Here is a 12,728-nt window from a genome sequence, read left to right as displayed (position 1 = left end):
ATGGTCAGTGCCATGTAGCCAGGCACAGCACATGAGTACTGCCTCAAGAGTGGGCAGTCACAAAGTGTTTAAGTATCGCCAAGGGGATGTGAAAACTTTGTCACCCATGATCGGGCTGGTAGACATGGATCGGTCTTGTCGCACCTTGAAAATTTTACGTTTTTTGCAGTCTTTACTGCTTCGTCCGTCTGTTGAGTGTATTGAATCGGGAATCTGCCCTCCAGCTTGTGCGAAACTATGCAGCATGTGTCAGGGCTGATCCTGATCGGGCACCTTGGGCAATGCTGCACCGAGGTGCTGTACACCTATTTATTTGTCGTTGGGAGCAACAGTACATGCAGTTGGGAATTATTGGATTGGGCCGTATGGGCGGGAATATCGCGCGGCGTCTGATGCTCAATGGGCATACAACCGTGGTTTTTGACCGCAATACCGACTTTGTCAGCGCTCTGGAACAGGAAGGCGCCACCGCCGTTGCCGATTTGCCAGCGCTGGTCGCAGGCCTGGCCAAACCCCGTGCTGTCTGGGTCATGCTGCCTTCCGGTGCGCCGACCGAAGACACCATCGAGACTTTGAGCGAGTTGCTGGACGCCGATGACATCATCATTGATGGCGGCAACACCTTCTACAAGGATGACATTCGTCGTTCTCAGTCGCTGGCCGAGAAAGGCATCCAGTACGTTGACGTGGGTACATCGGGCGGCGTGTGGGGCCTGGAGCGCGGTTATTGCATGATGATCGGCGGAGACAGCGCTGTCGTGAAACATCTGGACCCGCTGTTTGCAGCGCTGGCGCCAGGCATGGGCGATATTGCGCGGACCAAGGATCGCACCTCTGACGATGACCGTGCCGAGCGTGGTTACATCCATGCTGGCCCGGCTGGCGCTGGCCATTTCGTCAAAATGGTGCACAACGGTATCGAGTACGGCTTGATGCAGGCGTACGCCGAAGGTTTCAACCTGATGAAGATGAAAGGTGGTGAAAACCTGCCTGAAGAGCAGCGTTTTGACCTGAACCTGGGTGATATCGCTGAAGTCTGGCGTCGTGGCAGCGTGGTGTCTTCCTGGTTGCTGGATTTGACCGCCGATGCTCTGGCCACTGATGAGCCGCTGGATGGCTACTCGGGCGCCGTCGCAGACAGTGGCGAAGGCCGCTGGACCATCGAGGCCGCAATGGAGCAGTCGACCCCGGTGCCAGTGTTGTCGCAAGCCCTGTTTGCCCGCTACAGTTCACGCCAGCAAAGCCTCTATGGCGACAAATTGTTGTCAGCCATGCGCTTTGGTTTCGGCGGCCACGTGGAGACGCCTAAAAAATGACCGATCTGTCCAGTAAACCTGATGCCAAGCCTGCGCCGCCCACCACTCTGTTTTTGTTTGGTGCCCACGGTGATCTGGTCAAGCGCTTGCTGATGCCGGCGCTGTACAACTTGAGTCGTGATGGTTTACTGGACGGTGGCCTGCGCATTGTGGGCGTCGACCACAATGCGATCAGTGATGAGGGATTTGCCAAAAAGCTGGAAGACTTCATTCGCAATGAAGCGTCCAGCAAAGTGGATCATCCTGACGGCGAGGGCTTGAATGCCGCTCTATGGGCCTCGCTGGCGAAGAACATCAGCTATGTGCAGGGCGATTTTCTCGATGACAGTACCTACGCGGCGCTGGAACAGAAGATTTTCGCCAGTGGCACCGCCAATGCGGTGTTCTATCTGGCTACTGCACCGCGCTTTTTCAGCGAAGTCGTGCAGCGGCTGGGCGCCAGCGGGTTGCTCAAGGAAACCCCGGAGGCTTTTCGCCGGGTAGTCATTGAAAAACCTTTTGGCTCTGACGTGCAAACAGCCCAGGCATTGAACGAATGCCTGCTGAGCGTCATGAGCGAGAAGCAGATCTACCGGATTGACCATTACCTGGGCAAGGAAACCGTCCAGAACATTTTGGTCAGCCGTTTCTCCAACGGGCTTTTCGAAGCTTTCTGGAACAATCATTACATTGACCATGTGCAGATCACGGCGGCAGAAACCGTCGGGGTTGAGACACGTGGCAGTTTTTACGAACACACCGGCGCCTTGCGCGACATGCTGCCCAACCATCTGTTTCAACTGCTGGCGATGGTCGCGATGGAGCCCCCTGCGGCCTTTGGTGCCGATGCGGTGCGCGGTGAAAAGGCCAAGGTGATTGGCGCAATCCGCCCCTGGTCCAAAGAGGATGCGCTGAAGAACTCGGTGCGCGGGCAGTACACTCAGGGTGAGTCCGGCGGCAAGCCGGTGGTGGGTTATCGCCAGGAAAACAACGTGGCGGCCGACAGCAGCACCGAAACCTTCGTTGCGCTCAAGGTGATGATCGACAACTGGCGCTGGGTGGGCGTGCCGTTTTATCTGCGCACCGGCAAGCGCATGAGTGCGCGGGACACTGAAATCGCCATCTGCTTCAAGCCTGCGCCTTATGCGCAATTCCGTGACACCGACGTTGAACGGTTGCAGCCCAACTATTTGCGGATCCAGATCCAGCCCAATGAAGGCATGTGGTTTGACCTGCAGGCCAAGCAACCCGGACCGGGGCTGAAAATGGCCAATATCGAGTTGGGTTTTGCGTACAAGGACTTTTTCCAAATGCAGCCTTCAACAGGCTACGAGACCTTGATCTACGACTGCCTTACTGGCGACCAGACCTTGTTTCAACGTGCGGACAACATTGAAAACGGCTGGCGGGGTGTGCAACCTTTTCTGGACGCGTGGCAGGAACAAACGGACGTGCAACCGTACAAGGCCGGTGAAGACGGTCCTGAGGCCGCTAAAGAATTGCTGGGTCGCGATGGGCGTGTCTGGCTCAACATAGGATGAGAGACGTGAAGCAAAACCCGATTGAGCTGGTGTTGTGTGACATGGATGGCACCCTGCTTTTACCTGATCACAGCATCAGCCCGCGCAACCTGGCGGCAGTCAAGGCGCTGCAGGCCGCCGGCATTCATTTCACCCTGGCTACCGGCCGCCCGCCACGGGCCATGCGCGATTATATCCGGCAGTTGGGGGTTGAGCTGCCGACTGCCGGGTTCAATGGCGGGGTGCTGGTCAACGCCGATGGCAGCGTGCTGCAGTCCCACCATGTGCCGTACCAGGCCGTACTCAAGACACTCGAGTTTTTGGCCGGGCATGACGTTGAGGTCTGGGTGTTTGCCGACGATGAGTGGCTGTTGCGCGACCCGACGGGGCCGATGGTTGCCCACGAGCAGCAGGGCCTGGGTTATGCCCCGCTGGTAGTCGAGAGTTTTGAACCCTACCTGCACCGGGTGGACAAGATAGTGGCCACTACCGGCAATGCACCCTTGTTGGTCGAGCTGGAGCAGCGTTTGCAGAAGTTACTGCATGGGGAGGCCTCTGCCAGCCGCTCCCAGGCCCGTTATCTTGATATCACCGCGCTCAGGGCCAATAAAGGCGATGCCCTTGCCACGCTGGCCGAACACCTGGGTGTGCCTCTTGAGCGCACGGTGGCGATAGGAGATGGCGGCAATGATCCGGCCATGTTCCAGCGTGCCGGGCTGTCGATTGCCATGGGCCAGGCCGATGCGCCTATTCGCGAGCAGGCGATGCATGTCACCGGCAGCAATACTGAAGATGGCGTTGCCCAGGCGATCGAGCGGTTTATCCTGACGCGCTGAAGGGGGCTGTGACAGGTCGTTTTGTCCGTATTTTGGCGTGATCGCGGCCTGCCTGCAGCCTGCAAGCCTTGTTATAGTCCGCCGCTTATCGGCCGGCGACGGCGCCCCGCAAAGGATTCAGGTTATGTCCGATTACCAGGCTTTTCAGGTTGAGTTGAACGGCAATATCGCCCATGTACAGATCAATCGACCTGAAAAGGTCAATGCGATGAATGCTGCGTTCTGGTCCGAAATCATCGATATCTTCCAGTGGATTGATGAAACTGACGCGGTGCGTGTGGTGGTGCTCAGTGGGGCGGGCAAGCATTTTTCGGCCGGCATCGACCTGATGCTGCTGGCGTCGGTGGCCAATGAAATGGGCAAGGATGTGGGGCGCAACGCCCGCATGCTGCGACGAAAAATCCTGCAAATGCAGGCCTCGTTTACTGCCGTTGACCAGTGCCGCAAGCCAGTTCTGGCAGCGGTTCAGGGTTACTGCATTGGCGGGGCGATAGACCTGATTGCCGCCTGCGACATGCGCTACGCCGCTGAAGATGCACAGTTCTCGATCAAGGAAATCGATATGGGCATGGCCGCCGATGTCGGGACACTGCAACGCCTGCCGCGTATCATCGGTGATGGCATGCTCCGCGAGCTGGCCTACACCGGGCGTATGGTCGCGGCAGATGAAGCTCGCGCCATCGGCCTGGTAAACCGGGTCTACAGTGATCAACAGGCGTTGCTTGAGGGCGTTATGGCGATTGCCCAGGAAATCGCCAGTAAATCGCCGATTGCCATTGCTGGCACCAAGCAGATGATCGGCTATATGCGCGATCACCGAGTGGAGGATGGCCTGGAATATGTTGCGACGTGGAATGCTGCGATGCTGCAATCCAGCGATCTGCGCCTGGCAATGACGGCGCATATGACCAAGCAGAAACCCGAATTTCTCGATTGAAGGCTTTGTAACCTGAACAAGGATCACTTGATGACACCGCGTTGGATCACGGCAGTACTGGATACAGACCTGACTGGCGGCTGGGCCGTGGCGCGCGGCCCCGACGGTTTTCTGAATGATGACAATGGCCCGCTGTTCCCTCGCGAATGGCTCAAACGCCAGAACTTGCCGGTACTGGCCGAGCATGGCATCGGCCACCTCGACGGCGAGCCGGTATATTTGCTGGAGCTCAAGGGCGCCGCTCAGGTAGAGGGCTGCCATTGGCAGGGCTTGCGCGCCTTTATGCTGGGCGACGACCACACGCTTTATAAAGTGCTGGGTTATGCCGCGCAAATCGGCACCTGGGCTCGTGAACATCGTTTTTGCGGCAGTTGCGGGCAGGCCATGACGCAGGTGTCAAGGGAGCGGGCGATGTACTGCGCTGCCTGTGACTTGCGCAGTTACCCGCGCATATCGCCGAGTATGATCGTGTTGATTACCCGTGGTGATGAAGTGCTGCTGGCCCGTTCGCCGCGCTTTGTGCCGGGGGTTTACAGCACCCTGGCGGGCTTCGCCGAGCCAGGCGAGTCGGCCGAGGATTGCCTGATTCGTGAAGTGCGCGAAGAAGTGCAGCTGGAGGTCAGGAACATCCAGTATGTGGGCAGCCAGTGCTGGCCGTTCCCGCACTCGATGATGCTGGGGTTTCACGCGGAATATGCCGGGGGCGAGATTGTGCCCCAGGCCGATGAGATAGAAGATGCGCAGTGGTTCAATGTGCATCAATTACCGCCGTTGCCGGCGTCGCGCTCGATTGCGCGCTATCTTATCGACCTGTATGTGGCGCGTCGCTTAGGCCATGCCGAACCAGTGCTGCCAGGCTAGGCGCACGGTCAGGCCCAGGACCACGGTAATAAATACCGGACGAATAAACTTGGCGCCGCCGCTGATCGCGCTGCGGGCGCCAAAGTAAGCGCCGACCATCACTGCAAAGCCCATGGTCAGGCCGATTATCCAGTCCACATGCCCGGAAAAGATAAACACCGACAGCGCTGCAATGTTGCTGACGAAGTTCATGCTGCGGGCCACACCGCTGGCCTTCACCAGATCGATGGGGTACATCAGCATGCTGCTGACAGTCCAGAACGCACCGGTGCCCGGGCCGGCCACGCCATCATAGAACCCCAGGCCCAGACCCTGCGGCAATTGCCATTTCTTTTTGATCGGCGCGTCGTTGTCGACGGGTGTTTTTGGGGTGCCGCCAAACAACAGGTAAATCCCGCAACCGAAGACAATCACCGGCAGCATCTTGTTGAGCCATTCTGCGGGCATGTAATGGGCGGCAGTTGCGCCAATCAGGCTGCCGACCAAGGTGCCGAAAATGGCCAGTTTCCACTCGCGGGGATGGAACAGTTTGCGACGGTAGAATGTAAGGCTCGCCGTGGCTGCGCCGAAGGTCGAACTGAGTTTGTTGGTCCCCAGCACAAGATGTGGCGGCAAGCCTGCGGTGAGCAGGGCAGGGGTGGTGAGCAAGCCGCCACCACCTGCGATGGCATCGATAAAACCGGCAACAAAAGCAACGGCGGCCAGAATGGCGAGGGTGGTCAAATCTACGCTGAGTTCAAAAGGCATGGGATCGACTTAATTCGGCGGGACGTACAGCGCAGGCGCGCGGGAAGGACGTCATCTTACCGATAAGCGAGAACAGCGGCGATAGGGCTTTTGTGATTGCCCGACGGCGCCATGAACGATCATGGGGATCGTTTGGCGCTACGGTCAGGCAATTGCGTCAGCGGGCGATCTTTTAATAGACGAGAGCGTCGGCATCCATCCGCCGGACGTTGACTGATAGTGCACCGAGCTTGATCAGCCGGGTGCGGGTGACGTTGCGACTCAAGCCCAGCAATTTGGCCGTGTGCACCTGGTTGTGATGGCAAAATTCATAAGCGCTGCGCAGCAGGGCGTCTTCGACGGTTTCATGCAGGGCTCCCGGTTCTTCTTCGAAAAGCTTGCGAAATGCGCGCTGCAACAGATCCCGGGTAGTGTGTTGAACCGGTTGTTGCGTCGGCAAGTCCTGGCGCCTGCTGCGTGACTGGGACAGGCGCAGGTCCTGCACCGTGATGGTCTGGTTGCGGCACAGCAGCAGGCTGTGGTGCACGACGTTTTCCAGCTCGCGAATATTGCCCTGCCAGGGGTGATGCACCAGGACTTGCTCGGCGCACTCGCTCAGGGCCGTTGGCCCGTGGGGCAGGCGTTGGCGATAGGTTTTCAGGAAGTGGCGGGCCAGCGGCAGAATATCTCCAGGTCGCTCGCGCAAGGGCAGCAACGCAAGGCTGACAACATTCAGGCGGTAGTAGAGATCCTCGCGGAAATGTCCGGCATCGATGGCCTGCTCCAGGTTGACGTTGGTGGCAGCCAGCACCCGAACGTTGATCGGGGTGCTTTTGCGCGAACCCAGCCGCACAACCTCTTGTTCTTGCAGGACGCGCAACAGCTTGACCTGGATGGCCAGCGGCAAGTCGCCGATTTCATCCAGAAACAACGTGCCGCCATCGGCCTCTTCAAACCAGCCGGATTTTGCACTCAGGGCGCCCGTGAAAGCACCTTTTTCATGGCCGAACAACTCAGCCTCAACCAGTGACTCGGCAAACGCCCCGCAGTTGACCGCCACGAATGGCTGCTGGTGCCGGTGGCTGAGCTGATGGATATGGCGTGCAACGAGCTCCTTGCCGGTGCCGGTTTCTCCAATGATCAGCACACTGGCATCACTGGGGGCAATTTGTTGCAAGTGCGTCAACAGCGCTTTGGACGCTGGGTCTTCAAATACTTGGGCCGTGGCGCGTATGGACGTGGCCAGTGCCGGGGTGGCAGGTAATGTTAAAAGCTGCATTGACAGCTCCTTTTAACAGGGGCTCTGCCCACAAAAGGAAAGCCGGAGGCAGCTTTATAAAGTTATTTTGTTATTCCGTAAACTAACCTAATTCCATATTTATATATCGATATTGCATATCGGACTTGCATCGCGACGTGTTTTTAGCGCTTTATAAGACACTGCTTTCCAGGCCTCCTTAATTTAGGATTGAGCCTGGGAGGGTTTTCTCTTATTTACCTGTTTTCACCCGGCTCAATCAGTTATTTCTAACGGCCGCATTTTCAAGTGGTCTCATTAATCCTCAATCAGGGACGCCCTGATTCAGGAAAGCGCTCAGTGGATTTGAACAATGAACAAGCGACCTCTTTATTTCGATTACGCGGCCACCACTCCCGTGGACGCTCGTGTCATCCAGGTGATGGTCGAATGCCTGGGCTTTGAAGGCAACTTTGGCAATCCAGCTTCCGGCTCCCACGTCTTTGGTCAGCAAGCCCGGCATTCGGTAGAACTGGCCCGAGAGCAGGTCGCGCAACTGATCAATGCCAGGCCGGAGCAGATCATCTGGACCTCGGGCGCTACCGAGTCCAACAACCTGGCCCTGAAAGGTGTGGCACAGGCCGGTGGCCAGTTGCGCGGGCATATCATCACCAGCCAGATCGAGCACAAAGCGGTGCTGGATACCGCGCGTTTTTTACAGGATGCAGGCTTTGACGTGACCTACCTGGCACCTGATGCCAACGGGCTTGTCAGCGCCGATCAGGTCAGCGCCGCCCTGCGGGCAGATACGCTGCTGGTGTCGCTGATGCTGGTCAACAATGAACTGGGGACGGTGAATGACATCCCGGAGATTGGCCGTCGCGTGCGCGAGCATGGTGCGTTGTTTCACGTAGATGCTGCGCAAGGTGCAGGCAAAGTAGCCATCGACCTGAATGAGTGGGCCGTCGATCTGATGTCGTTTTCGGGGCACAAGATTTATGGCCCCAAAGGTATCGGCGCGTTGTATGTGGGCTCGCGGGCACAGGATCGCTTGCAGGCGCAGATTCACGGTGGTGGGCATGAGTCCGGTTTGCGCTCTGGAACGCTGGCGACGCATCAAATTGCCGGTATGGGCGCAGCTTTTGCATTGGCCAACCAGTCGTTTGCCGAAGAGCTGGAGCATATTCGTGAATTGCGTCAGCGTTTGCTTGTACAACTGGCCGATGTGCCGGGCCTGCAATGCAATGGTTGTCCGACCCAACGTATTCCTCATACCTTGAGCCTGACCTTCAGCGAGGGACACTTTAACAGCGCTGCCTTGAGTAGCGAGTTGGCGTACTCGGCAACGTCGGCATGCAACTCGGCCAGCAATGCGCCTTCCTATGTGCTGCTGGCGCTGGGGCATGATGCACGCCAGGCCGGGCGTACCATCCGCCTGAGCCTTGGCCGCTTCACCCGCGAGCAGGACATCGATGTAGCTGCAAAGGCAATCAAGGCTTGCGTAGCAGCGCCCGCACCTTTTTGGGCGGTTGCCCAACCTTGATGGCTGATCCATCATCAGCGACGAATAATAATTACCAGTTACTGGCAGGAGAATAAATGAGTACTCAGGTGTTGAATTCGGGGTCTGTTGTGGAGCGTTTGAAACGCACCCGGGCAGTGATGAGCCAGCACGGGATCCATGCGCTTCTCGTGCCTTCGGCCGATCCCCATCTTTCGGAGTACTTGCCTGCCTACTGGCAGGGCCGTCAGTGGCTGTCAGGCTTTTACGGTTCAGTGGGCACATTGATTGTCACGCCGACCTTCGCCGGCGTGTGGGCTGACAGCCGTTACTGGGAGCAAGCGGGTAAAGAGCTCAGTGGCAGCACCATTGAACTGGTCAAACTGTTGCCCGGGCAGCCGGGTCCTCTGGAGTGGCTGGCTGAACAAACGCCAGAAGGTGCAACGGTTAGCGTTGATGGCGCCGTTCTTGCCCTGGCTTCAGCACGAACCCTTGAAAGCCGGCTCAAGGAGCGCGGTGCAACCTTGCGCACGGATATCGATTTGCTTGGCCTTGTCTGGCAGGATCGGCCAACACTGCCGGTGCAGCCGGTGTATGAGCACTTGCCACCACAAGCGACGGTCAGTCGGGTCGACAAGCTCCAGCAGTTGCGCGAAACACTCAAGCAGCGCAAAGCAGACGCGCATTTCATTGCAACCCTGGATGACATTGCCTGGTTGTTCAACTTGCGTGGCTCGGATGTCTCTTTCAACCCTGTATTCGTGTCGTTTGCATTAATCGAGGAGGCCCGGGCTACCTTGTTTGTCGATCTGCACAAGGTCAGTGCCGAACTGCGTGGCACCCTGGCCCGCGAAGGCATAGAGCTGTGCGACTACACCGGGATCAATGCGGCGCTGGCGTCCTTGCCGGCCACTACCCGGTTGCTGGTAGACCCTGCCCGCGTGACCTGTGGGCTGATCGGCCACCTGAAGCCTGAAGTGAAGCTGGTTGAGGGTTTGAACCCTACGACTTTGTCCAAGTCGCAAAAGAGTCTTGATGACGCCGTTCATATTCGCCAGGCCATGGAGCAGGATGGTGCTGCACTGTGTGAGTTTTTTGCCTGGCTGGAAACGGCTTTTGGGCGTGAGCGCATTACCGAACTGACGATTGATGAACAGCTGACTGCGGCCCGTGCCCGTCGTCCCGGGTTTGTATCACTGAGTTTCAACACCATCGCTGCGTTTAATGCCAATGGCGCAATGCCCCATTACCATGCCACCGAACAAGAACATGCAGTCATTGAAGGTGACGGCTTGCTGTTGATTGACTCGGGCGGGCAGTACCTGGGGGGCACGACCGATATCACGCGCATGGTTCCCGTCGGCACGCCGACCGATGAGCAAAAACGTGACTGCACCCGTGTACTAAAAGGCGTGATCGCTTTGTCTCGTGCTCGCTTTCCAAAGGGCATCCTCTCGCCTTTGCTGGACTCGATTGCCAGGGCACCGATCTGGGCTGAAAACGTCGATTATGGGCACGGCACTGGGCATGGCGTCGGTTACTTCCTGAACGTGCACGAAGGGCCACAGGTTATCGCCTATCAGGCTGCACCGGCGCCGCACACGGCAATGCAGCCGGGGATGATTACCTCGATCGAGCCGGGGACATACCGTCCGGGTCGTTGGGGGGTGCGCATCGAAAACCTGGTGTTGAACCGGGAAGCGGGTGATTCGGAGTTTGGAGTGTTTCTGAAGTTTGAAACCCTGACGCTATGTCCGATTGACACTCGCTGTCTGGAACCATCATTGCTGACGCGTGAGGAGGTCGAGTGGCTTGATGGCTACCACGCCCAGGTTCTCGAGCGTTTGAGTCCGCTGCTTGCAGGCGCCGCTCTGGAGTGGTTGCAGGTTCGTACGGCACCCGTCGCGATCAAGCGCTGATCTTGATGCCATGCTGCCGGTCGGGTCGACAGCATGGCAACAGGTGTTACTACCTGCAGATGACAATCATGCTGCGACTGGTATAACCCGCGGGGTTAAGGCCGAACGGGTAGTCCCCTGGCTCTTCGGCCGCATCACCCGATTTGGCAATCACCCGGTATCCCTTGGTTCCGCAAGACTTGTCGGCTTCGGCATAGCATTTGTTCCACGAGGAGGACAATCCCGAACAATTGATATGCAGGCCTCGCTTGCCATGCTTGACGGAGGTTTCGGAGGTTGCAGCGCAGCCGGTTAAAGCAAGTACGGCTAAAGCTACCAAAATACGTTTCATTCCTGTCCTTAAGCGTTTGCATCGGGTTTACGGGATACGCATGTGTGAGGCTGCCTGTCCGTGGCCCCTGTAGATGTCCGTATCCTGAATCGGCCTGATGAATCTGGAGTGACAAACATCCCTTAAATGAGAGTCAATTACAATAACTGTGTCAACTGGCGTCTTTTTTGTCAGTAGCAACAGGTGTGGAATGGTTGCGCATGGTTAAAGTCGCCCCGATCGAAGCCATGATGATGCAGGAAATGGCCATCCATTGCGTAAATGACAAGATCTCATTCAGAAACAACAGGCCCGACAGTGCTCCGAAGGCGGGTTCTATGCTCATCAGTGTGCCAAATGTTCGAGTTGGCATGCGTGTCAGGGCGATCATCTCAAGTGTGTAGGGCAGAGCGGTGGACATAAGGGCTACGCCAATGGCTATGGGAATCAGGCCTGGAGTCAATAATGCGGCGCCAGCGTGGTACACACCTATAGGTGCGAAAAAAAGTGCTGCAATAATTACGCCTAAAGCAGCGGTCTGCACGCCATTATCCGCTCCGGCCCGTTGCCCATAAAGAATGTACAGTGCCCAGCAGACCCCGGCGCTCAACGCGTAACCCGCGCCGAGAGGGTCGATTCCTTGCGTGCTTTCACCAAAAGGTATGAGTAGCAGCAGTCCGGTGATTGCCAGACCTATCCATATGAAGTCGATCGGCCGGCGGGAGGTGTAAATAGCCACGGCCAAAGGTCCCGTGAACTCAAGGGCCACAGCAATACCCAGCGGAACGCTGCGCAATGACATATAGAAGAGGAAATTCATCCCCCCCAGCGCTATCCCGTAAACAATCACGGTTTTTAAGGATTTTGCGCTGAGCCTGGCTCTCCAGGGGCGCAGTATCAGAAACATGATAATGCTGGCGAATGCCAGGCGCAGACTGGTTGTTCCTTGGGCGCCAATGATGGGGAACATGCTTTTAGCCAGCGATGCACCCGATTGGATCGAAGCCATGGCAATAAGCAGCAAGCCAACAGGGAAAAGCGTCGCCATCAGGTTGCGGGGGAGCTTTGTCATTACGGAGTGTGCCTGGGTTTGAGGGGCTTTAAGGCAGGCATGATGCTTAACTGATTGAGAATGTGCAATATAGTGCGCAACTTCTGGCGTTTTTCACGCTATAGGCGCTTACAGATCAATAGTTTCGATTAATGCTTGACTCGAAATTGTAACTGTCTATAATTCTCCCCACTTCCGGCGCAGTCGAAACGGAAAACTCCTTGAGTTTCAATGAGTTGGATGGTTTTCGGCGGTGTCAGCTTCAAGTCATCGAAGCAGGAAATGAGGTGTTGACAGCAGCGTGTAACGCTGTAGAATTCGCCTCCCGCTAACGAGAGATCGAAAGCGCAAGTGGTTGATGTTACAGAGGAAACTTTGAAAACATCTTAAAATAACCGCTTGACAGATACAGAGGCTGCTGTAGAATGCGCGCCTCGGTACAGCGAAAGCTGACCAACCGCTCTTTAACAATTGAATCAAGCAATTCGTGTGGGTGCTTGTGGAGTCAGACTGATAGTCAACAAGATTATCAGCA

Annotated in this window: 11 protein-coding genes; 7 read left to right on the top strand and 4 right to left on the bottom strand. The window is 56.9% G+C overall.

Annotated features, from left to right (window positions below):
• Nucleotides 1–335: 335 nt before the first annotated feature.
• From gnd to nudC, 5 genes are all read left to right on the top strand, one after another.
• On the top strand, nucleotides 336–1,316 hold the full coding sequence (gene gnd, locus HBN79_RS14570; protein WP_095001647.1) for a phosphogluconate dehydrogenase (NAD(+)-dependent, decarboxylating): 981 nt from the start codon (nucleotides 336–338) through the stop codon (nucleotides 1,314–1,316).
• On the top strand, nucleotides 1,313–2,836 hold the full coding sequence (gene zwf / locus HBN79_RS14565) for a glucose-6-phosphate dehydrogenase (RefSeq protein ID WP_095001646.1): 1,524 nt from the start codon (nucleotides 1,313–1,315) through the stop codon (nucleotides 2,834–2,836). The genes gnd and zwf overlap by 4 nt, the downstream gene beginning before the upstream one ends.
• Entirely contained in the window at nucleotides 2,833–3,651 is an 819-nt protein-coding gene (locus HBN79_RS14560) for an HAD family hydrolase (RefSeq protein ID WP_169916840.1), read from the top strand. Before zwf ends, HBN79_RS14560 begins: the two co-directional genes overlap by 4 nt.
• A 124-nt stretch (nucleotides 3,652–3,775) precedes the next feature.
• On the top strand, nucleotides 3,776–4,588 hold the full coding sequence (locus HBN79_RS14555) for a crotonase/enoyl-CoA hydratase family protein (protein ID WP_095001645.1): 813 nt from the start codon (nucleotides 3,776–3,778) through the stop codon (nucleotides 4,586–4,588).
• Between the two features lie 30 nt (nucleotides 4,589–4,618).
• Complete coding sequence (nudC, locus tag HBN79_RS14550; RefSeq protein ID WP_095001644.1) at nucleotides 4,619–5,449, top strand: NAD(+) diphosphatase; 831 nt, start codon at nucleotides 4,619–4,621, stop codon at nucleotides 5,447–5,449.
• On the opposite strand, the gene HBN79_RS14545 is transcribed toward nudC, so the two are convergent.
• The gene (locus HBN79_RS14545) at nucleotides 5,417–6,196 is read right to left on the bottom strand and encodes a TSUP family transporter (RefSeq protein WP_095001643.1); all 780 of its coding nucleotides are present in this window, start codon (nucleotides 6,194–6,196) and stop codon (nucleotides 5,417–5,419) included. The two genes, nudC and HBN79_RS14545, sit on opposite strands and share 33 nt — an antisense overlap.
• A 172-nt stretch (nucleotides 6,197–6,368) precedes the next feature.
• Entirely contained in the window at nucleotides 6,369–7,454 is a 1,086-nt protein-coding gene (locus tag HBN79_RS14540; protein WP_095019291.1) for a sigma-54 dependent transcriptional regulator, read from the bottom strand.
• Nucleotides 7,455–7,785: 331 nt separating this feature from the next.
• Between HBN79_RS14540 and HBN79_RS14535 the strand changes: the two genes are divergently transcribed.
• Both HBN79_RS14535 and HBN79_RS14530 read left to right on the top strand, forming a co-directional pair.
• Nucleotides 7,786–8,955: an aminotransferase class V-fold PLP-dependent enzyme gene (locus HBN79_RS14535; RefSeq protein ID WP_169916839.1), complete on the top strand. Its 1,170-nt coding sequence runs from the start codon at nucleotides 7,786–7,788 to the stop codon at nucleotides 8,953–8,955.
• Between the two features lie 56 nt (nucleotides 8,956–9,011).
• Entirely contained in the window at nucleotides 9,012–10,832 is a 1,821-nt protein-coding gene (locus tag HBN79_RS14530; protein ID WP_169916838.1) for an aminopeptidase P family protein, read from the top strand.
• A 49-nt stretch (nucleotides 10,833–10,881) separates the two neighbouring features.
• On the opposite strand, the gene HBN79_RS14525 is transcribed toward HBN79_RS14530, so the two are convergent.
• Nucleotides 10,882–11,163 carry a hypothetical protein gene (locus HBN79_RS14525; RefSeq protein WP_095001639.1) on the bottom strand — a complete coding sequence of 94 codons (282 nt, stop codon included), beginning with the start codon at nucleotides 11,161–11,163 and terminating at the stop codon, nucleotides 10,882–10,884.
• A gap of 151 nt (nucleotides 11,164–11,314) precedes the next feature.
• Complete coding sequence (gene rhtA, locus HBN79_RS14520) at nucleotides 11,315–12,214, bottom strand: threonine/homoserine exporter RhtA (RefSeq protein ID WP_095022873.1); 900 nt, start codon at nucleotides 12,212–12,214, stop codon at nucleotides 11,315–11,317.
• Nucleotides 12,215–12,728 lie beyond the last annotated feature (514 nt).

The organism is Pseudomonas sp. WS 5051, from assembly GCF_012985715.1.
GTDB classification, from domain to species: domain Bacteria; phylum Pseudomonadota; class Gammaproteobacteria; order Pseudomonadales; family Pseudomonadaceae; genus Aquipseudomonas; species Aquipseudomonas bubulae.
This window is presented reverse-complemented; position numbering and strand designations above follow the sequence as displayed.